Here is a 20,181-nt window from a genome sequence, read left to right as displayed (position 1 = left end):
ATCTGGACGGCGCGGTCGAGCTCATGGACCGGCTGTGGCGGTTCGGCGGGTGGGAGACCACGCAGACGCACGATTCGCTGCGGCCGTACCTGCTGGAGGAGACCTACGAGCTGCTCGACGCCATCCAGCAGGGCGATACCGAGACCATCAAGGAAGAACTCGGCGATCTGCTGCTGCAGGTGCTCTTCCACGCCAGGATCGCCGAGGCGGCGGGCGAGTTCACCGTCGCCGACGTGGCGGCGGTGCTGATCGCCAAGCTGGAGCACCGCAGCCCGCACCTGGGCGCGCCCGAGGCGTTCGCCGGGGTCGCCGAGCGGATCGCGGCGCAGGAGCGGGCCTGGGAGGAGCGGAAGTCCGCGGAGAAGGCGCGGCGCTCCTGCCTGGACGGGATCGCGCTCGCCCAGCCCGCGCTGGCCCTGGCCGAGAAGGTGGTCGCGCGGGCCGGCCGGGCCGGGTTGCCGGACGAGCTGATCCCCGAGGAGCTGCGGGTGGTGCGGCTCGGCGGTGACGAGAGCGCCGAGGAGCGGTTGCGCAAGGCCACGCTCCGCTTCGCGGACACCATCCGCGCCACCGAGGACGCCGCCGAGCGCGCCCGCGACGCCCGGCTGTCGCTCACCCCCGACGACTGGCGTGCCCACTGGCCGGGGTGAATGTCGGGGCCTGTGCGCGCTACCGCGCACGTCGGCGGCGCGCGCAGCGCCCCGTGCGGGGCCGATTCCCGCCGACGGGCGCGGCCTGGAGCGCCTGACCTCCACGCCCCGCGTGACCTCGGCCTCTCGTGCGGCCTGTGCCAGGCCGCGTTAAGGGTCCTTCGCTATCCTGGCCCCAACGTCGAAGCGAGGGCGGCGGAGTCCGCCGGGAGGGACGTTCGGGTCGATGCGCATCGACAGGGTCGCGGAGTACCCGCGACCGGATCACGTTTTATTCCACTTCAGCGATACCCACCTGGTCGCCGAGGGCGACCTCTACGGCGATGTCGACGCCGAGCGCCCGCTGCGCGCCCTGCTCGCGCACGCCGAGGCGACGGGGATCGTCCCCTCCGCCATCGTCTTCACCGGCGACCTCACCGATCGCGGCGAGCCCGGCGCCTACGCCCGGCTGCGCGCCCTGGTCGAACCCTTAGCGGCGCGGATCGGCGCCCCGGTGATCTGGGTGGCGGGCAACCACGACGACCGCGGCGCGCTCCGCCGCGGCCTGCTCGACCGCCCCGGCTCCGCGGAGCCGCTGGACGAGGTGCACCTGATCGACGGCCTGCGCATCATCGCGCTCGACACCACCGTCCCCGGCCACCACCACGGCGAGCTCACCGACGACCAGCTGACCTGGCTGCGCGACGTCCTCGCCGAGCCCGCCCCCCTCGGCACCATCCTGGCCCTGCACCACCCGCCGGTGCCCTGCGTGCTCGACCTCGCCGTCACCGTCGAGCTGCGCGACCAGCGCCGCCTCGCCGCGGTGCTGGACGGCACCGACGTGCGCGCCATCCTCGCGGGCCACCTGCACTTCTCCACCAGCGCCACCTTCGCGGGCATCCCGGTCTCGGTGGCCTCGGCCACCTGCTACACCCAGGACCTCGCGGTCGAGCAGGGCGGGCTGCGCGGCCGGGACGGCGCCCAGGCCTTCAACTACGTGCACGTCTACCCGGACACCGTGGTGCACTCGGTGGTCCCGATCGACGCCGGCCCGACGGTGGGCGAGCCCGCCACCCCGGCTCAGGCGGCGGCGCGGCTGGCCGCGGCGGGCATCGTGATCCCGCCCGCGGCCCGCATCCCGCACGTCATGCGGCGCCCGGCGCGGACTCCGGAATCGGGTGGCGAGGCGGTGCGCTGATCCGCTCCCACGGGGCGGGCTCGGGGAACCAGCCCTGCAGGAAGGCCGCGACCCGCCGCACCCGCTCGGCCTCGGTGACCTCGGGGAAGCTGCCGTCGTTGAGGCAGAAGAAGTCGACGTCCCTGGTCGCGCTGAGCTGATCCAGCAGCGCCAGCCCGGACTCCGAGGTGGTGTCGACGTAGCGCACCCGGGCCGCCTCCTGCGGCACCGCGCGCCCGCTGAGCAGCGCGTAGTAGTGGTAGAGCGAGTTCGTCACCGAGATATCGGTGGCGGCGCGGAAGCGGCTCGCCGCGGTGCGCGCGAAATTCGCGGCGAACTCGCGCTCCATCTCGTGCAGCACGCTGCGCCGCAGCGGCACCGGGGTGTGCTCCAGGTGCCGGGTGATGACGGTGCCGAACCGCTCCGCGAGCAGCGCCCGGTTCACCCGGGCCGCGTTCTCGAATCCACTGCGCCGCTCGGTGTTCCGGCCGGGGCCGATCCGGGTGTCGGCCTCGATGAACCGGCTCACCCCGGCCGGGGTGAAGAACATGGAGGGCCGCACCGGGCGGGCGAAGAACATGTCGTCGTTGGAGTACAGGAAGTGCTCGGCCAGCCCGTCGATGTGCTGCAGCTGGCTCTCCACCGCGTGCGAGTTGAAGGTGGGCAGCCCCGCGGTGTCGGCGAAGTGCGCGAGCGCGGGTACCACGGTGACCTTCGGGTGCTCGGCCAGCCAGGACGGCGGGGTGGAGTCGGTGCAGAGGAAGATCCGGCGGATCCAGGGCGCGTTCTTCGCCACCGCGCGCAGCGCGTACCGCAGCTCGTCGATCTGCCGGATGCGGGCGTCGGCGTCGTCGCCCTCGCCGACCACGACCTGCGCGAGCAGTCCGGCGCGGCGGGCGCGGAACTCCGGGTCGGAGCCGTCCACCCAGGAGAAGACCAGGTCGATGTCGAACTCCACATCGGTGCTGTGCGGCGCGAACATGCCGGTGAGCGTCGGCCAGACCCGGTCGAAGAGCCGCACCTGGCCGAACTCCACGTCGGCGAGGTCGAAGACCGGGCGGGTGAGCGCGTTGGGGCGCGGGCAGGTGACGGTGTCGCCGTGGTAGCCCCACAGCTCCAGCTCCACGTGGTGCGCCGGATCGGCGTCCCGGCCCAGCCGGAACACCGCGGGGCCGAGCGGCTCGACCCGGAAGCCGGCGGCGGCCGCCGAGCTCACCACCCGCGTCACCATGGCGCCGTGCGCGGCGTCGGCGGCCAGGATCAGCCGGTGGTCGCGATCCCGGACCAGCAGGAACGGCACCTCGGCCGCGGCGAGCTCGGTGCGCAGGTGGACCAGATCGGCCAGCGTGGCGTCGGAGACGGCGAGGTTCCCGGCGGTGCGGTGCGCGGCGATCGGCACCGGCGTGATGTCGGGGGACACCTCGCGGGGCAGGTCGGACGAGAAGACCATGGCGCACTCACCTCACTCGGGACGGACGCCTGCGGCGTCGGCTTACTGTCGTGGCCGCTGGTGTTCGCGCAGCCGAGCCTCAGGGTTCTTACCCGTGAGTGGCGCGTCGAATCAGGCGACCGTTGCCGGACGGTCATCGGCCGGTAACCAAGAAGCCCCTGCTGAGCAGGGAACTGTTCACGATGATGCAGGCGTTTCGAGGATCCGTCAATCGGCCCGGAATCGACGGCGCCGGCGGCGGCACGGGCGCGCGCCGCCGAGCCTCGAACTCGCCACGGCCTGAACGCATCTGCCCGGCGAGATCGCACCGGGCGCCAGCGGCGCTGTCGGCCGGGGACTTAAACTGCTGGGGAAGCGCGGGAACAGCCCACCGCGCCGCAGCGATCCCCACGAGGTGACGAAAATGGCAGCAGGAGCGAGCCTGACCGAGCACGACCACTCCGCCGACGAGCATCCGGAACTCGACGCCCTGCCGGTGTGGCCGACCGAGACCATCGCGGTGCTGGTGACGACCGACCCGGCGCCGCACGCCATCCCGGTCTCCTGGCCGGTGCGCGCCGGCGACCGGCGCATTCTGATCAGCCTGAAGTTCGACCGGGGTTCGCTGGCGCGGCTGCGCGAGCGGCCGCAGGTCGCGCTGCTCATCCTCGGCGGCGGCGATGTCGCGCTCTGCGCGCGCGGCACCGCGACGGTGCTCGCCGACGGGATGCCAGGCGCGAGCGACTATGTTCCGGTACAGATCGATGTCGACACCATCGACGATCATCGGCAGTCGGCGTTCACGGTCGCGCAGGGCATCCAGCGCACCGTGCTCGACGAAGCCGAACTCGACGCGCTGCGCGGCCGGGTGGCCACGCTGCGCGAATGGGCGGAGCAGCAGAACCCGAACACGGAAGGATGACATGAGCGTCACGCTGGCCAAAGGCGGCAACGTCTCGCTGTCCAAGCAGGCACCGAACCTGACGAAGGTCTCGGTCGGCCTCGGCTGGGATGTCCGCACCACCACCGGAGCCGACTACGACCTGGACGCGAGCGCGCTCGCCACCGGGCCGAACCTCAAGGTCCTCTCGGACCTGCACTTCGTCTTCTACAACAACCTGCGCTCGCCCGAGGGGACCATCGAGCACACCGGTGACAACCTCACCGGCGAGGGCGACGGCGACGACGAGACGATCAATGTCGACCTCGCGGCGACGCCCCCGCACATCACCAATATCTTCTTCCCGGTCTCGATCCACGACGCCGATGCGCGCGGGCAGTCCTTCGGCCAGATCCGCAATGCCTACATCCGCGTCACCGACGCCGTGACCGGCGCCGAGCTGGCGCGCTACGACCTCTCCGAGGATGCCTCCACCGAGACGGCCATGGTCTTCGGTGAGCTGTACCGGAACAACGCCGAGTGGAAGTTCCGGGCCATCGGCCAGGGGTACGCCTCCGGCCTGGCGGGCATCGCCCGCGACTACGGCGTCAACATCTGAGACGGGTTCGCCGTGACGCACGCGGCTCGTCGGCTCCGACCACTGGGTCTCCGGTCGGGGTCAACGAGCTGCCGATGTTTTCACGGGTACTGGGAAGGCAGTAGCAGGACCGCGATGAAGACCAACGCCGGAATCCCCGCTGTCAGCAGGATCGCGGTCACGGCGCAGCCTCGTGCCGGTTGCTGATCACTGTCGACCTTCCACCTCGGCGCGCACCCGTAAGCCGCCCCAGCCGCATGACCTGCATGTTCCGGGACCGGCGTGGAATCGGAGGCGTCCATCGGCGACCTCGACCGGTGTGGTGCAGGCGATAGCCGGGCATCTCGCGGCGAGCAGGGTGCCATCCCGTCGGTCGAAGGACACCGCACCCAGTTGGGAGGCGAAGACCCAGGGACCCCGGATGAGTTCGCGCGCCTGCGACCAGTGATCGATCGTGCCCTGGACGAGTTCGAGCGGTAGCTGACCCACCGCTATGGCTTCGCCCAGGTTCAACGCTTCGGGGTAGGAGAACTTGGTGCCGTCGGCCGCGCAGACGGCGACGATCCGGAGCCGATCACCGTCGTGGATCCAATGCACGGACCTCCCGGAGGTGAACGACGCGATCCGCACCGGGACGAAACGTCGCGTCGCCCCGGTCATCGGCGTGCTCCCGGCGACTCGAACTCGACGAGCCATTGACGGACGCGGTGCAGAAGCCGGAGACGAGCGAGAGTCGCGCACGCATCCGGATCGCGCCGCTGCTGAGCCGCAGCTTTCGGCACCCGTTTCGGCAGTGCCGTGGGCGCGGTCTTCTCGCGAGCTTCCGAGCCCCGATGCCGTGCTGGTGTCGCCGCCCGACGGTCGCCGATGGTCGAATGTAGCTGGTTCACAATGTATTGCCTCCGTTGCCGCCCGAGGGTGGTGAGCCGTACCTTGAAGCCAACCGCTCGCATCGGTCCTCGACCAGAGCGTCCGCTGTGCACTGACGGGGCGCGAAAGAGGCAATGCAGCGCTGAGCTGGGGTGTTACGGGGAGGAAGGGGAAGCGTGTGGCGGTTGCCGGGCGCCAAGCTCGCCACGAGTTCGCACAGCGTCGCACGGCGTTGGGGTTCACCCAGGAATCTCTGGCTGCGCTGCTGCGGCTGGAGCGGTCGACCGTGGTCCGCTGGGAGGCGGGTAAGAGCCGCCCGCGCGCCGGACTGTGGCCGAAAATTGCCGCAGCGCTCGAAGTCGCACCAGAGCAGCTCGCGGTTTTGCTCGACGGTGGCCCCGCCGACGTGGAAAACAATGCACTGCCCCGGCAATCTGCGCTGACGACCTACGTCAGAGGCAGTGCTTCTTCGGATGATCTGGACGATCGCGATGTATCGCAGCTGCGTCGCGTGATCATGGGCTGTATTCCAGATACGGCGCCGGGCACACCGGTGCGGATTTCCGACGCGGTGGCGCGAGCATGGGAGTTGTTCTTCTCGGCCCAGCTCGGCGAAATGGAGCGGATGCTACCCGTTGCGCTGGCCGGCGCGTACAACGCTGCTGGTGCAGCGGCAGGCGAGTCTCGGCGGCAGATATTTGTCTCGCTCGCGCAGCTGCTGCACGCCGCCTCCAACCTCCTGGGCTACGTGGGCCAAGAGGACTTGGCCGCTATGGCGCTCCTCCGCGCGGACGCACTTGCCGCGGACAGCGGGGACGAGCTAACGCAGGCTGCCATCAAGGGCTCCCACTCGTGGCTCCTCGCCAAACACGGGATGTTCGACGATGCGGCGGGGTATGCCGAAAATGCTGCCGCCGCCATCGAGCCACGATTGTCCACCGCGAGTCCGCGCCACATCGCCATCTGGGGTGAACTCCTGTGCTACGCGGCCTTCGCGGCTTCTCGAACGGGCGACTTCCGCGAGGCACGGCGATATCTCCGGCTCTGCGAATCGGCCGGTACGCAACTGGACGACACGTATGCCGACAGGCCGGAGATATCCAATGTCTTCGGCCCCACCTCGGCTGCCAGTTTCGGCGTCATCAACGAGACCGGCGCCGACCGGCCGCGCGAGGCTCTGAAACTTGCCACGCTTGTCAGTGGTGGTGGCACCGGGATTCCGCCTACGCTGCGCAGTCGCAGGCTCATCAATATCGCACAAGCCCAGCTTCACAACCGGGACGACGCCGAAGCCGTGGATACGCTTCGACGTGCGTACGCCATGGCCCCGGAGTTCGTCCGACATATCCCTCTGGCCCACACGGTGACCGATGAACTGCTCGCTCGTCGAGGTGCGCAACGGCTGACTGGCCTCGTCGGCATTGCCGAACGCCTCGGAATATCTGTAGGGAACCGATCGTGATCGTCAATCCTTGCGCGTTCACCATCCTGTGCTTCGGTGACTCCAACACCTTCGGTCATCCAGCTGAGGGGCGTGGCCGCTGGCCCATCGATGTGCGCTGGACAGGGCGGCTGCAGGAACTTTTGGGTGCCGAGTACGCCGTTATCGAGGAAGGTCTGGGCGGCCGTACCACCGACTTGGACGACCCCGATCGTAATGACCGCAACGGCCGTACCTATTTTCAACCGTGCTTGCGCAGCCACTCACCCTTGGACATGGTGGTCGTCATGCTGGGGAACAACGACCTCAAAACCAAGTTCGGTAGAGAACCAGACGCCGTCGCAAGTGCGCTCGATGGCTATATCGACATCATCGAGAACATCGCTTGGACTCGCGCCGGCGGGGTGCCCGTGGTGTTGCTGGTCAGTCCGATCCATCTCGATGACGACGGGCCCGGGTTCGCCGAACGGAGTTCCGAGTACGACACCGCCTCCGCACGAAAATCGCGTGACCTCGCCCCGTTGATCCGTCGTGTGGCCGAGAACCGCAAGGTCCTGTTCGCGGACGCGGCATCCGTCGCGTGTGCGGGTGACGACGGGGCCCACCTCAGCCGGGATTCACACGAACCACTCGCGCGGCTGATCGCTCGGGAAGTGAGCAGCGCAGCCGCCCGGCTGCGAGAATTTCGCTGAGAAATATTCCGCAACTCCGAGAGTTCTCAGGTGTTGCCCGCGGGCAACCCCAGCGGTGGCGTGGGGATATGCAATCGTTCCCTTTCCTGTTCGCGCTGGTCGACCAGGGCCAGGTAGCGGTGCAGCATGAGCCCCGCGGTTGCGGCGAGCCCCGCGGTGAGGCCCCACCAGATGCCGGCGGCGCCGAGTCCGGCCGGGAAGGCCAGGAGCAGCGCGGCGGGGAGCCCGACGCACCAGTAGCCGACGAGCGAGAGCCGGAACCCGGCCGAGGTCTCCTTGAGCCCGCGCAGCAGCCCGGTGCCGATGTTCTGCGCGGCATCGAAGAACTGCAGCACGATGCCGATGAGCAGCAGGGTGTGCGCCAGCGCGACGGTCTGCGCGTCGCCGGTGTCCAGGAACGGGGCGAGCACCAGGTCGGGGGCGAGGACGTACACCAGGCCGGTCACCACCGCGACCAGCGCGGCGCCCTGGAGCGCCAGCCGCGCCTGGGTGCGCGCGCGGTCGAACTCGTCCCGCGCGGTGGCGTCGCTGACCAGGATGGAGGCGCCGTGCGAGATGCCGATGGCGACCTGGAACACGATGTAGATGATCTGGTAGACGACATTGTGCGCGGCCAGCGCGGCCGGCCCGATACTGCCCATGGCCAGCGCCAGCACCGAGAACATCCCCGCCTCGGAGCCGTAGGTCAGCGCGATCGGGAAGCCGAGCTTCAGCTCGGCGCGCACCGTGCGCGCCCGCACCGGCCACGGCGTGCCCGGCAGCGCACCGGCGAGTCGCCGGTCCCGGCGCACCAGCACCGCGAAGGCCAGGAACATGGCGAGGAAGACCAGCGTGGTCGCGATGCCGATTCCGGTCAGCCCCAGCGCGGGCAGCCCGAGCCAGCCGTGCGCCAGCGGCAGCGCCAGCCCCAGGTTCAGCGCCACCGAGCCGAGCGTCACCAGCAGCAGCGCCTGCGGCCGCTGCATGCCGACGGAGTACTGCCGGAGCACCTGGAACCACAGGCAGGGCAGCAGCCCGGGCGCCAGCGCGATCATGAACGGCCGCGCCGCCGCGAGCACCTCCGCGTCCTGCCCCAGCCACTGCAGCGAGTAGCCGAGCCCGACCAGCACCGCGCCGCCGAGCAGCCCGGCCACGGTGGCGATCAGGAAGCTGCCGCGCACGATATCGCGCACCTCGGCGTCGGCGGAGTCACCGCGCTTGCCCGCGGCGCTCACCGCGCTCGCGATCCGGTTGCCGCTCGCGGTGATCAGCCCGACGCCCATGGTGCGGATCTGGTTGAACAGCACCAGTGCCAACCCGCCCGCCGCCACCGCGCCGACCCCGAGCGAGCCCATGACCGCGATATTCGTCGTGGAGACCGCGATCTGGGCCAGCTGGGTGGCCGCGATCGGGGTCGCGAGCGCGGCCAGCCGCCCCGCGTCCGAGCTGCGCATCCGGTCGATCACCGCGCCGCCACGAGGTCCGCGCCCGCGAGCGCGGGCGACCAGCTGTCGAGCATGGCGCCCACCGCGCGCTCGGCGGCGGGGTCGAGCAGGTCGCGCTCGGCCATCCAGGTGTCGTCGAAGACGGTGTCCAGGTACTTCTCGCCGCCGTCGCAGACCAGCGTCACCACGGTCGAGCCGGGCGGGAACTGCTCCAGCCGGACCAGCGCGGCGTGCACCGAGCCGCCGGCCGAGCCGCCGATCAGCAGCCCGAGCTTGGCGGCGACGGCGCGCGCGGTGGCGAAGGCGTCGGTGTCGCTGACCTTCACGCCCTCGTCGAGCAGCGCGTAGTCGACCGCGGTGCCGATGGTGGCGCCGGGCGGGGTGCCGGTGCCGGACTGCCAGTACGGCCCACCCTGGCCGCCGAAGGCGATCGAGCCCTCCGGCTCCACCCCGACCACGTACGGCGCGTGGCCGAGCTGCCGCAGCCGGGTCGCGGTGCCGAAGAGCGAGCCGCCGGTGCCGACCGCGGAGAGCAGGATGTCCACCCGCTCCACGTCGGCGAGCAGCTCGTCGGCGACGGCGTGGTAGCCGACCGCGTTGGCGTCGTTGTTGTGCTGCTCGGTGAAGTACGCGCCGTCCTCGGCGGCCGCCATCGCCTCGGCGAGATCCTCCCGCGCCGAGGTGGCGAGGCTGTCGTCGCCCTCGTCGGCGACGTACACCAGATTCGCTCCCATGGCTCGCATCGCGCGCAGTTTGTCCTTACAGGCGTGGTGGTCGACGACCGCGGTGAAGCGGTACCCACGTTCGGCGGCGACTACCGCGAGGCCGAGCCCGGTATTGCCGGACGTGGACTCGATAATATGCCCGCCAACTCCCAGCAAACCACGGCGCTCGGCATCGAGCACCATCTCCCGCGCCATCCGGATCTTGGCCGTCCCGGTCGGGTTGAAGGTCTCCAGCTTGAGCAGCAGCCTGGTGCCGGTCGCGGTGCGGGCGAGCTCGAACAGCGGGGTACGGCCGATGAGGTCCGTCACGCGCGTGACGAGCGGCATGGATCTTCTCCTTGGATCTCAGGTGGGGGCCGAGTCGAGGCGCCAGCGCAGCGCCCCCGCGTGCTCGGTGAGCACGATCTTCGGCGGGACGGGGAGGTCGTGGAAGGCGGATTCGTTGGAATCCATCTGGTACCCGGCGGTGTTCGGGTAGACCAGCAGGTCGCCGGGCTCGGCCCGGCGCGGCAGCGGCACCCGGCGGCGGCTGAGCAGGTCGGAGTCGAGGCAGGTGGCCGCGCCGACGCTGGTCGGGGTGCGGACCCCGGGGCGCGCCGGCCACACCACCGGGTCCGGCAGGTACTCGCTGTCGAACCACTGCTCGGAGAGGCTCAGGCTGGTGCCGTCGACGGTGAGCAGGTCGTAGGGCTCGCCGTCCGAGCGCCGGGTCTTCCGGCCCTGGACCCGGAACACGGTGCAGCCGGCCCGGTCCAGCAGGGCGCGGCCCGGCTCGACGGCGAGCACGGTGCCGGTGGCGATCAGCCGCTCGGCCAGCCCGCGGTGGCGCAGGATCGCGGTGAGCATGGCCGCGCCGGGGACCGGGAAGTGGTACGGGTAGTACGAGCCGGGCTCGGCGCCGCCGTGGAACCAGTGCGGCCCGGCCGCGGCGGTGAACTCGGCCCAGGCCGCGGCGGGCACGTAATCCACCCCGAAGCCGCCGCCGATGGAGAGCGTGCGGGCCGGGTGCCCGCTCGCCACCGCGCCCGCCAGCCGATCCAGCAACTCGTGCGCGAACTCCGCGCGCTGCTCGGCGTCGTAGCCGGAGAGGTGGAAGCTCAGCCCCTCCCAGCGGACCCGCCCGGCGAGCCGGTCCAGCCGGGCGTGCGCCTCGTCCAGCTCCGGCTCGGTGAGCCCGAACCGGCTGGTGGAGCCGGCGGGGAGGGCGCGAAGGAGAATGCGCGGCGGCGGCGCGCCGTCGGTGGCGGCGGGCAGCCGGTCCAGCTCGTCCAGCGCGTCCACCGCGATCAGCGCGCCGTGCCTGGCGGCCAGCCAGAGCAGCTCGTCCGCCTTGGCCGGGCCGGTGACCACGAGCTCGCCGCCGCGCACGCCCTGGGCCAGCGCGCCGACCAGCTCACCGGTGCTCGCCACATCGATCCCGGCGCCCGCCCGCGCGCAGGCCCGCGCCACGCAGGCCGCCTTGTTCGCCTTCTTGCCGTAGTAGATCGCGCCGGTGACGCCCGCGGCCTCGAAGGCCGCCCTGAACTCGTGCACCGCGTGCACCACCCGCTCCGGGAAGAGCACGTGGAAGGGGCCGCCGACGATGCGCGCGAGCTCGCCGAGCAGCGCGGGATCGGCCAGCAGCCGCTGCTCCCACCGGTCGCGGTGGGCGGGTAGCGGCGCGGCGGCGATCCCGGTCAGTCCCACAGCGGCACCTCGACGCCGCGGCCCTCCGCGATCGCGCGCTCGGCCAGCGCGTGCGCCACCGCGACATCGGTGAGCACCAGCCCGCTGTTGTAGACGAAGATCTTCTCGTCGTCGCCGCGCCTGGCGACCGCGCGCCTGCTCAGGATGCGCGGCAGCTCCGCGTCGACCGCGCGCAGCACGCCGTCCGGCCCGGCCATGTCGGTGCCGGTGAGCGCCATCTGCTCGGCGCTGGTGGCGATCACCCGGTCCGCCCGCACCAGCGCCGACGGCGCCAGCCCGTACCCGACCAGCACCGCGGTCGACCCCGGCGCCAGATCGTCGGCCTCCAGCGCCACTTCGGTGCCCGGCCCCGCGGTCGCGAGCACCACGTCGGCGCCGCCCGCCGCGGCCACCGGATCCTCGACCACCTCGAGCAGCGCGTGCGGCTGGTGCACCGCCAGGTTCTCCCTGACCGCGGCGAGCCCGTCGGGGTGCGTGCCGTAGACCATGAGCTTGCGGAGCTGCGGATTCGCGGCGAGCAGGTGCGGCAGCGCGTTCCGGCCCTGGGTGCCGGTGCCGATCAGCAGCACGCTCTCCGCGCCGCGGCGCACCGTCTCGCGCACCAGCAGCGCCGAGACCGCGGGGGTGCGCAGCGCGCCGACCCTGGCGCAGTCCATCATGGCGATCGGCGCGCCGGTGGTGTCGTCGTAGAGCGTGATGGTGGTGTAGTACCTCTTGGTGCTGCGGTCGTGGCCGGGATCGAACTTGTACGAGGTCTTCATGGCGACCACCCGGCGCCTGCCGTCCCGGCCGAGCATGGCGTAGGCGACCGACCAGCCGTCCGGATTGGCCACGCTGAGCTTGCGCGGATTATCCGATTCCCCCGCGGCCAGCGCGAGATACGCCTCCTCCACCGCGCGCACCACGTCGCCGGGGGAGATCGGCACATCGGCCAGATCGCTACGGCTCAGCACCCGCAGGGGCGTGCTCCGGTCACGGTTGCTCATCGCGTCCTCGATCATCGGAGGTGTCCCGTTCTGTCACCGCGCGAAACGGGGCAACGATCTGCTGCCCGTATCCATTCTCACGGCTCTCCGCGGCGCGCCTGCGCCGCTCGGGAAGACGAATATTGACGCGTTTGAGCCACCGGTCGGTGCCGTCGTAGCGCGCGGTGAACGGTACCCGGCCGTGCACCGCCACATCGTTGTCGACCAGCAGCAGCTCGCCCGGGGCGAGCACGGCGACCCGGCTGACCCGCTCCAGCTCCGCGCTCAGCCGGGCGTAGGCGCGGCGGTACCCGGCATCGGCGTCGTCCAGCGGGGTGTAGGCGGGGTCGTAGCGGGTGGTGAGACCGGTTGTGGCGGCGTCGGATTCGATATCGCCGTCGTACCAGAGCGTGGGCAGCGCCGGCGCCGTCGCGCGGTCGTGGGTGTCGCCGTAGGAGACGTCGGGCAGGATCGGCAGCACCGGTTCGGCCAGCACCCGGCGCTCGGCGGCGGTGAGCTCGACCTCGCGCACCGAGGCGACGGTGGTGCCGACCCCGTCGTGATTCCGCAGGCAGCCCAGCATGAGCAGGTGCGCGCGGTCGGGGTGGAAGGCGTCCTCGGTGTGCGGGGCGAGCAGCGTGCTGCTGCTCGCGCCGGACTGCTCGTGCTCGTGCCCGGCCGCCGGGACGATGTTGTTCACCAGCCGCCCGCCCTGCTGGCCGCGCCAGCCGAAGGGCTCGCCCGCCGCCGCGGCGAGCAACAGCATGGCGATGTCGAGGCGCAGCGAGGCCGTGGCGGGCGCGGCGGCGCCGTCGCGCCCGGAGGCGATGCGCCAATTCGCCGGGGTGCGGCCGATTTCCGCGTCGCGCAGCGGCAGCCCGCCGACGATGGCAGCGCCCGCGGCGGTGCCCGGCGGGCGCACCGCGGCCGCGACCGCGCCGGGCAACCCGGGTGCGTACCGGCGCACCGCGGCGACCACCCTGGGATCGGTCAGCGTCTCGGCGGCGACCCGATCACCGTCCAGGCCGAGTGTGATGCAGATCGCATCGGCGGCGGCGCGGATCGCGGCGCCGGCGGCCGGCGGGATCTCGCGTCTTTCGATGGTCTGCGGGTGAAACGTCCGACGTTCGGAGAGAACGCTTTTCACCGAGTGGGGTCCCTTCTTCGGATCGAGCCGGAGGCGGATGAGACGAGCCGATGCCGAAGGTAGTGGGTCGGGTATTGGTTAAGCAAGGCTTGCCTAATTTGAAAGAACACACATAGCGGTGTGACATGACCGGAACGGGCGCCGATGATACCCTTTTAGCAACTTTTGGGCGAATCTCGGCGGCGGCGAGTCGCGCATACGCCGGTTGCCGCGATCGCCTCGCCATTAGGCTAGCCTGGCCTTGCCGGTGCGTCGACGGCGCCCGGCACGAGGATGCCTGTCACGCACCGGGTTACGCGACGAGGCGGCCGCACCGCCGAGGGCCAGCGGCCCGGATCGGCGGGTGCTCGCTGACATCGGGCTGAGATCGCAGCTACGGACCGAGGAGTCCGGCGTCTTTTACGCGCACGCTGCCCTCCTCCGGCTCGAACCGCGATGAATCCGCCCTCCGCAACGCAGAATTCGACGCCGCGACCGCGCGACGAGACCACCGCCGCCCTCAGCTACTCCGCCACCGCCCTCCTCACCCTCCGCACCTGGGGCACCGCCCTTCTCGTCATCTCCGACGACATCCCCCTCCACTGCCTGCCTGCCCTCGTCCTCGACCGGGGCAGCGTCGTGGGGCCCGGCCCCACCGCCGCCCTGCTTTCTGCTCCGGCCCACCCCGCCAACCGGGCCCTGCTCGGTCGCGCGAGAATCTCCATCGAGCGGGGATGAGCAGGTAAAATCTAGGGGGAGTAATGGCGGAGGTGACCCGATGGCCAAGCGACCGGCTGACGACCGCACGCGCCGCGCGCGCGTCATTCGCGCTGCCCGGACGACCAGCAAACTGGAGGGTGCCCGGAGTACCGACGCGACCCGGGCCGATCAGGACGCCTACGTCCGCGGAGAGATCGATCTCGCTCAGCTCGGCGCCCGGGTGCGTGCCCGCTACAACCTCGACTGAGGGCGCCCGTGCCCGGCGGTGACCCGCGTCCGCCCTGGGACACCGGCGACGCCGAAGCGAATTGGGTCGGCTATTTCCTGCCAGGCACCGAGGTACTGCGCAATCGGGTCGGCGCCACGACCAGGGACGACCTCTTCGATGCCGAGAACGACTTGGTCGAGATCCGCGTCGCCGAGTTGCGCGAAGCGCCGGAGCTGGTCCAGCGCAGCTACGACCTGGCCCAGCTGCGAGCGGTTCACGGTTTTCCTGTTCCAGGATGTCTACGAGTGGGCCGGAGAATTGCGGACCGTCGGTCTGGAGAAGGGCGGCGAGTCCTTCTGCACCCCGCTCGAAGCGGGTCGCGCGGTCGCGCATGTGGCCGACCGGATCAGGGAGCTCGATCGGTTGCACAGAGTGCGCGATCGGGAAGTGCCAGGGGTGCTCGCCTACCTGTACGACTACGTGAACTTCGCCCACCCGTTTCGGGAGGGCAACGGTCGCGCGCAGCGAGAGTTCTTCGACCAATTGGTCTCGGAGTCCGGTCGCGGCCTGGCCTGGGATCTGATCGACAAGACCGAGCTGCACACCGCCTGCCACACGGCCCGCGCGGAGGGCGATCTCACCCTGCTCGAGGGCATGTTCACCACCATCCTCGACGACCAGCCCGCCTACTTCTACGACTGATCCGCAGCTGACCTGCCCTTTCCCCCACCCCCGGCACAATGGACCGCGTGGTGTGGAGAAGAGCGGGCGCGGCGACGGCCATCGTGGCGACCCTGGTGCTCGCCGGGTGCGGGTTCGGGCCGGAGCGGGAACCGCTACCGGAGGGCATCCCGCCCGGTCCAGGCACCCCGCTGCCGGTGATCGATGTGCACGCACCGGGCCGGGCGGCGCTGCAACTCAGGGGCTGGGCGGAGGAGCAGGCGGATCGGATGGCGATCCCGGTGCAGGCGCTGGAGGCGTACGGGTACGCGGCGGCGGTCATGACGAACTCCCGCCCGGACTGCGGCATCGCCTGGACCACCCTGGCCGGCATCGCGAGCGTGGAGAGCAAGCACGGCACCTACCGCGGCTCGCAGGTGGGGGAGGACGGCGCGGTCCGCCCGCCGATCATCGGAATCTCCCTGGACGGCGCCCCCGGCGTCGCCCGTATCGCCGACACCGACCGCGGCGCGCTCGACGGCGACCGCGAGTTCGACCGCGCGGTCGGCCCGCTGCAGTTCATCCCGGAGACCTGGAAACGCTGGGGCGTCGACGCCAACGGCGACACCGTGGTCGACCCGCAGAATATCGACGACGCCGCGCTCACCGCGGCCCGCTACCTCTGTGCCAGCGGCGGCGACCTCACCTCCGAGCTGGGCTGGCAGCGCGCGCTCATGACCTACAACCAGTCCAACAGCTACCTGCTCACCGTGCGCGACCGCGCCGCCGCCTACAGCATCGGCCGCCGGGTATGAACCGCCCGGAGTGCCGATTACCGAGGTCCGGGCCGGAACGATAGGCTCGCAGCGCACGGGTCCGTCCCGTGTGACCATGCCTGTCAGCTGCCGAAGGAGTTCGTTTTCGTGGCCATCATCGAACAGGTCGGAGCACGCGAGATCCTGGATTCTCGCGGTAACCCCACCGTCGAGGTCGAGATCGCCCTCGACGACGGCACCCTGACCAGGGCGGCCGTGCCGTCCGGCGCCTCCACCGGCGAGCACGAGGCGGTGGAGCTGCGCGACGGTGGCGACCGCTACCTCGGCAAGGGCGTCCAGAAGGCCGTCGAGGGCGTGCTGGACGAGATCGCCCCGGCCGTGATCGGCCTGGACGCGGTCGAGCAGCGCACCGTCGACCAGGTGCTGCTGGATCTGGACGGCACCCCGGACAAGTCCCGGCTCGGCGCGAACGCCCTGCTCGGCGTCTCGCTGGCGGTGGCGCGGGCGGCCGCGGAGTCCTCCGGGCTGGAGCTCTTCCGCTACCTCGGCGGCCCGAACGCGCACGTGCTCCCGGTGCCGATGATGAACATCCTGAACGGCGGCGCGCACGCCGACACCGGTGTCGACGTGCAGGAATTCATGGTCGCCCCGCTCGGCGCGCCGACCTTCAAGGAATCGCTGCGCTGGGGCACCGAGGTGTACCACGCGCTCAAGTCGGTGCTGAAGAGCAAGGGGCTGGCCACCGGGCTCGGCGACGAGGGCGGCTTCGCCCCCGACGTCGCGGGCACCCGCGAGGCGCTCGACCTGATCGCCACCGCCATCGGCAAGACCGGGCTCACCCTCGGCCGCGACGTCGCGCTCGCGCTGGACGTCGCCGCCACCGAGTTCTACAACTCCGCCAGCGGTTACACCTTCGAGGGCACCGCGCGCACCGCGGAGGAGATGGCGCAGTTCTACGCCGAGCTGCTCACCGCCTACCCGCTGGTCTCCATCGAGGACCCGCTCTCCGAGGACGACTGGGACGGCTGGGTCGCGCTCACCGACCTGATCGGCGACAAGGTGCAGCTGGTCGGCGACGACCTCTTCGTCACCAACCCGGAGCGGCTGGAGGAGGGCATCGTCAAGGGCGCCGCCAACGCGCTGCTGGTGAAGGTGAACCAGATCGGCACCCTGACCGAGACCCTGGACGCGGTCGAGCTGGCGCACCGCAACGGCTACAAGACCATGATGAGCCACCGCTCCGGCGAGACCGAGGACACCACCATCGCCGACCTCGCGGTGGCGGTCGGCAGCGGCCAGATCAAGACCGGCGCCCCGGCGCGCAGCGAGCGGGTCGCCAAGTACAACCAGCTGCTGCGGATCGAGGACGCGCTCGGCGATTCCGCCCGGTACGCGGGCGACGTCGCCTTCCCGCGGTTCGCCGCCGAAGGCTGACGACCGGTGATCGGCGGTAGGGGATGACGGAGCGGCGGACGCGCGGCGCCGGCCCCGGTGGCCGGGGCGATCGGCGCACGTCGCGCTCCGCCCGCTCCCGCCCCGCCGCCGATCACGGCAGGGCGCCGCGCAGGCGCTCCGAAGCGGAGAAGAAGCGCGCGCAGAAGCTCGCCGACGGTGGTCGCCGGTCGCGCCGCGCGGACCGGCCGGAGCGCACCTTCCTCGGCCTCTCCACCGGCCGCGCGGTCATCCTGGCGATGGTGGTCTGCGGGCTCGCGCTCACCCTCGCGGTGCCCATGCGCACCTACTTCTCGCAGCGCGCCGAGGCGGTGCAGCTGGCCGCCGAGCGGCAGCGGCTGGAGGACGACGTCGCGCTGCTCCGCGACCGCCGCGTGCAGCAGCAGGACCCCGCCTACATCCGCGCCGAGGCCAGGGACCGGCTGCGGCTCGTGCTCCCCGGCGAGACCCCCTACATCGTGCAGGTGCCCGGTATCGAGGCGCCGCCGGTGGCCGCCGCGCCCACCCGCTCGCGCGAACCCGACCCCTGGTACACCGACCTCTGGCGCAGCCTCGACCGGCCCGCCCCCACCCCGGAAGGACCCCGGTGACCGCCCCCACCCAGCACGACCTGGAGATCGTCGCCCGGCAGCTGGGCCGGGAGCCCCGCGGCGTGCTCGGCATCGCCTACCGCACCCCCGACGGGCTGCCCGCGGTCGTGCGCACCGCCCCCAAACTCCCCGACGGCACCCCCTTCCCGACGCTCTACTACCTGACCGACCCCCGGCTCACCGCCGAGGCGAGCAGGCAGGAGTCGGCGGGCGTCATGCGCGAGATGACCGAGCGGCTCGGCACCGACCCCACCCTGGCCGCCGCCTACCGGGCCGCGCACCGCAGCTACCTTGCCGAGCGCGACGAGATCGAGCCGCTGGGAACGGATTTCACCGGCGGCGGCATGCCGGACCGGGTCAAGTGCCTGCACGTCCTGATCGCGCACGCACTGGCCAAGGGGCCCGGCGTGAACCCGCTCGGCGACGAGTCGGTGGCGCTCGCCGCCGAACACGGGCTGCGCGGCACCGCCATCCCCGCCGACTGGCCCGAGTACCGGGACCTGCGAGAGGAGAACTCATGAGCAACCGGGTAGCGGCCGTGGACTGCGGCACCAACTCCATTCGCCTGCTGATCGCCGACGTGCAGCCGGACGGCACCCTGGCCGACGTGCACCGCGAGATGCGGATCGTCCGGCTCGGCCAGGGCGTCGACGCCACCGGCGCCTTCGCCCCCGAGGCCATCGAGCGCACCCGGGTCGCACTGGCCGACTACGCCGCCGCCATGCGCGAGGCGAAGGTCGACAGGGTGCGCATGGTCGCCACCTCCGCCACCCGCGACGCCTCGAACCGCGAGGAGTTCTTCGGGATGGCCCGCGAGCTGCTCGGCACCGTCGTGCCCGGGGCCGAGGCCGAGGTCATCACCGGTGACGAGGAGGCTCGGCTGTCGTTCGCCGGGGCCATCGGGGAGCTCGCCGCCGACGAGGCGCCGTACGTGGTGGTGGACCTGGGCGGCGGCTCCACCGAGCTGGTCTTCGGCGACGCCGACGGGGTGCGCGCCGCCTTCTCCGCCGATATCGGGTGCGTGCGGATCACCGAGCGAGCCATGCCCGGCAACCCGCCCACCGACGAGCAGGTCGACGCCGCCACCGAGTTCGCCCGCGAGCGGCTGGCCGATGCGTTCGCCGCGGTGCCGGTGGAGCAGGCGCGCACCTGGGTCGGGGTCGCGGGGACCATGACCACCATCGCCGCCGTCGCGCTGGAACTCCCCGAGTACGACGCCTCGAAGGTGCACCTGAGCAGGCTCTCGCTGGACCAGGTGTACGCGGTGGCGGACCGGCTCACCTCGCTCGACCACGACCAGCGCGCCGCGCTCGGCCCGGTGCACCCCGGGCGGGTCGACGTGATCGGCGGCGGTGCCGTCATCGTCCGTGCGCTGGCCGACGAGCTGTCCCGCCGGGCGGGGATCACCGAGCTCGTGGTGAGCGAGCACGACATCCTCGACGGGATCGCGCTCTCCATCGCCTGAGCCGTGCTGCGCTACCTGGAAGCCGTCCGGCACGGTGAGACGCCGATCAATGCCGCTGATCCCGCTGCGGCACGGCCGTACCTGCCGGACTCCGAGGTCTTCCTGACCGAGCGCGGTGAGCGGCAGGCCACCGATGTCGGCCGCCGCTTCGCCGCGCTCCCGGAGCTCCCCGACCTGGTGCTCTGTTCGCCGTACCCGCGTGCCCGCCGCACCTGGGAGCTCGCGGTGGCCGAGCTGCGGTCTGCGCCCGAGTTCCGCATCGATGACCGCCTGCACGATCGCGACCGCGGCCGGTTCCGCGTGATGTCGCAGCAGCGAGCCCGGCTCCTGCACCCCGACGAGGCCGCCGCCGAGGACCGCGACCCGCTCGGCTACCGGCCCCCGGAGGGTGAGTCGTTCCGCGACGTGGCGGATCGGGTCGGCGCCGTCGTCGCCGAGCTGCTCGGCCCCGGCCCGGAGCGGGTCCTGATCGTCGCCCACGACGCCGTCGTCCTCATGCTCCGCCAGGTCCTGGAACACCTCCCGGACGCCGAGATCCTCGCCCTGGCCGAACGCGGCCTGGCCGGCAACGGCTCGGTCACCTCCTGGCAGCGTGACCCCGCCACCGGCTTCCGATTGCTCGCCTACGACGTGCGCACCCATCTGACCAGCTGAAACCCGCCTGGTTT

At 71.5% G+C, this 20,181-nt stretch carries 21 protein-coding genes and 1 pseudogene; 15 read left to right on the top strand and 7 right to left on the bottom strand.

The features are described 5' to 3' along the window. Nucleotides 1-23: 23 nt before the first annotated feature. Nucleotides 24-650, top strand: a complete 627-nt coding sequence (locus tag AB0H71_RS24215; protein ID WP_357025558.1) for a MazG family protein — start codon at nucleotides 24-26, stop codon at nucleotides 648-650. A 226-nt stretch (nucleotides 651-876) separates the two neighbouring features. Beyond that, on the top strand, nucleotides 877-1,827 hold the full coding sequence (locus AB0H71_RS24210) for a phosphodiesterase (protein WP_357025041.1): 951 nt from the start codon (nucleotides 877-879) through the stop codon (nucleotides 1,825-1,827). Here the strand turns inward: AB0H71_RS24210 and AB0H71_RS24205 are convergent. After that, nucleotides 1,775-3,256, bottom strand: coding sequence for a stealth family protein (locus AB0H71_RS24205; protein WP_357025038.1), 1,482 nt, complete (start codon nucleotides 3,254-3,256; stop codon nucleotides 1,775-1,777). The two genes, AB0H71_RS24210 and AB0H71_RS24205, sit on opposite strands and share 53 nt — an antisense overlap. Nucleotides 3,257-3,659: 403 nt before the next feature. On the opposite strand from AB0H71_RS24205, the gene AB0H71_RS24200 reads away from it, so the two are divergent. Together AB0H71_RS24200 and AB0H71_RS24195 are read left to right on the top strand one after the other, a co-directional pair. Next, nucleotides 3,660-4,157, top strand: coding sequence for a pyridoxamine 5'-phosphate oxidase family protein (locus AB0H71_RS24200; RefSeq protein WP_357025036.1), 498 nt, complete (start codon nucleotides 3,660-3,662; stop codon nucleotides 4,155-4,157). Between the two features lies 1 nt (nucleotide 4,158). Beyond that, entirely contained in the window at nucleotides 4,159-4,734 is a 576-nt protein-coding gene (locus tag AB0H71_RS24195; RefSeq protein ID WP_357025033.1) for a TerD family protein, read from the top strand. A 186-nt stretch (nucleotides 4,735-4,920) separates the two neighbouring features. Here AB0H71_RS24195 and AB0H71_RS24190 read toward each other — a convergent pair whose 3' ends face one another. Then, nucleotides 4,921-5,373: a hypothetical protein gene (locus AB0H71_RS24190; protein ID WP_357025030.1), complete on the bottom strand. Its 453-nt coding sequence runs from the start codon at nucleotides 5,371-5,373 to the stop codon at nucleotides 4,921-4,923. Nucleotides 5,374-5,761: 388 nt separating this feature from the next. Between AB0H71_RS24190 and AB0H71_RS24185 the strand changes: the two genes are divergently transcribed. After that, nucleotides 5,762-7,045, top strand: a complete 1,284-nt coding sequence (locus AB0H71_RS24185; RefSeq protein ID WP_357025028.1) for a helix-turn-helix transcriptional regulator — start codon at nucleotides 5,762-5,764, stop codon at nucleotides 7,043-7,045. Continuing rightward, nucleotides 7,042-7,716, top strand: a complete 675-nt coding sequence (locus tag AB0H71_RS24180; protein WP_357025023.1) for an SGNH/GDSL hydrolase family protein — start codon at nucleotides 7,042-7,044, stop codon at nucleotides 7,714-7,716. Before AB0H71_RS24185 ends, AB0H71_RS24180 begins: the two co-directional genes overlap by 4 nt. A 26-nt stretch (nucleotides 7,717-7,742) precedes the next feature. Here AB0H71_RS24180 and AB0H71_RS24175 read toward each other — a convergent pair whose 3' ends face one another. Genes AB0H71_RS24175 through AB0H71_RS24155 form a run of 5 tightly spaced genes read right to left on the bottom strand, consistent with a single transcriptional unit; the run spans nucleotide 7,743 to nucleotide 13,663 of the window. Beyond that, nucleotides 7,743-9,149 (bottom strand): MATE family efflux transporter, encoded by a 1,407-nt coding sequence (locus tag AB0H71_RS24175; RefSeq protein ID WP_357025555.1) that lies wholly within the window; start codon nucleotides 9,147-9,149, stop codon nucleotides 7,743-7,745. 8 nt (nucleotides 9,150-9,157) lie between these two features. Further along, nucleotides 9,158-10,192: a cysteine synthase family protein gene (locus tag AB0H71_RS24170; RefSeq protein WP_357025020.1), complete on the bottom strand. Its 1,035-nt coding sequence runs from the start codon at nucleotides 10,190-10,192 to the stop codon at nucleotides 9,158-9,160. Nucleotides 10,193-10,210: 18 nt separating this feature from the next. Then, the gene (locus tag AB0H71_RS24165; protein WP_357025017.1) at nucleotides 10,211-11,551 is read right to left on the bottom strand and encodes a Y4yA family PLP-dependent enzyme; all 1,341 of its coding nucleotides are present in this window, start codon (nucleotides 11,549-11,551) and stop codon (nucleotides 10,211-10,213) included. Next, the gene (locus tag AB0H71_RS24160) at nucleotides 11,542-12,552 is read right to left on the bottom strand and encodes an ornithine cyclodeaminase family protein (protein WP_357025014.1); all 1,011 of its coding nucleotides are present in this window, start codon (nucleotides 12,550-12,552) and stop codon (nucleotides 11,542-11,544) included. Before AB0H71_RS24160 ends, AB0H71_RS24165 begins: the two co-directional genes overlap by 10 nt. Beyond that, nucleotides 12,524-13,663, bottom strand: coding sequence for a TauD/TfdA family dioxygenase (locus tag AB0H71_RS24155; RefSeq protein ID WP_357025011.1), 1,140 nt, complete (start codon nucleotides 13,661-13,663; stop codon nucleotides 12,524-12,526). The genes AB0H71_RS24160 and AB0H71_RS24155 overlap by 29 nt, the downstream gene beginning before the upstream one ends. A 435-nt stretch (nucleotides 13,664-14,098) precedes the next feature. Between AB0H71_RS24155 and AB0H71_RS24150 the strand changes: the two genes are divergently transcribed. From AB0H71_RS24150 to AB0H71_RS24110, 9 genes and pseudogenes are all read left to right on the top strand, one after another. Continuing rightward, a complete protein-coding gene (locus tag AB0H71_RS24150; protein WP_357025008.1) occupies nucleotides 14,099-14,380 on the top strand; it encodes a hypothetical protein in 282 nt (93 codons plus the stop codon). A 40-nt stretch (nucleotides 14,381-14,420) separates the two neighbouring features. Beyond that, on the top strand, nucleotides 14,421-14,609 hold the full coding sequence (locus AB0H71_RS24145; protein ID WP_357025005.1) for a hypothetical protein: 189 nt from the start codon (nucleotides 14,421-14,423) through the stop codon (nucleotides 14,607-14,609). 8 nt (nucleotides 14,610-14,617) lie between these two features. Beyond that, nucleotides 14,618-15,272, top strand: a pseudogene (locus tag AB0H71_RS24140) (Fic family protein). A gap of 38 nt (nucleotides 15,273-15,310) precedes the next feature. Beyond that, nucleotides 15,311-16,045, top strand: coding sequence for a lytic murein transglycosylase (locus tag AB0H71_RS24135; RefSeq protein ID WP_357025002.1), 735 nt, complete (start codon nucleotides 15,311-15,313; stop codon nucleotides 16,043-16,045). 108 nt (nucleotides 16,046-16,153) lie between these two features. Further along, entirely contained in the window at nucleotides 16,154-17,440 is a 1,287-nt protein-coding gene (gene eno / locus AB0H71_RS24130; RefSeq protein ID WP_357024999.1) for a phosphopyruvate hydratase, read from the top strand. Between the two features lie 23 nt (nucleotides 17,441-17,463). After that, nucleotides 17,464-18,048, top strand: a complete 585-nt coding sequence (locus tag AB0H71_RS24125; RefSeq protein WP_357024996.1) for a septum formation initiator family protein — start codon at nucleotides 17,464-17,466, stop codon at nucleotides 18,046-18,048. Further along, nucleotides 18,045-18,569, top strand: a complete 525-nt coding sequence (locus AB0H71_RS24120) for a DUF501 domain-containing protein (RefSeq protein ID WP_357024993.1) — start codon at nucleotides 18,045-18,047, stop codon at nucleotides 18,567-18,569. The genes AB0H71_RS24125 and AB0H71_RS24120 overlap by 4 nt, the downstream gene beginning before the upstream one ends. Beyond that, on the top strand, nucleotides 18,566-19,513 hold the full coding sequence (locus AB0H71_RS24115) for a Ppx/GppA phosphatase family protein (RefSeq protein ID WP_357024990.1): 948 nt from the start codon (nucleotides 18,566-18,568) through the stop codon (nucleotides 19,511-19,513). Before AB0H71_RS24120 ends, AB0H71_RS24115 begins: the two co-directional genes overlap by 4 nt. 3 nt (nucleotides 19,514-19,516) lie before the next feature. Continuing rightward, a complete protein-coding gene (locus AB0H71_RS24110) occupies nucleotides 19,517-20,167 on the top strand; it encodes a histidine phosphatase family protein (protein ID WP_357024987.1) in 651 nt (216 codons plus the stop codon). Nucleotides 20,168-20,181 lie beyond the last annotated feature (14 nt).

This window comes from Nocardia sp. NPDC050697, assembly GCF_040654395.1.
Classification (GTDB): Bacteria; Actinomycetota; Actinomycetes; order Mycobacteriales; family Mycobacteriaceae; genus Nocardia.
The sequence above is the reverse complement of the archived record's forward strand: the minus strand, read 5'-3'. Positions and strand labels throughout refer to the sequence as shown.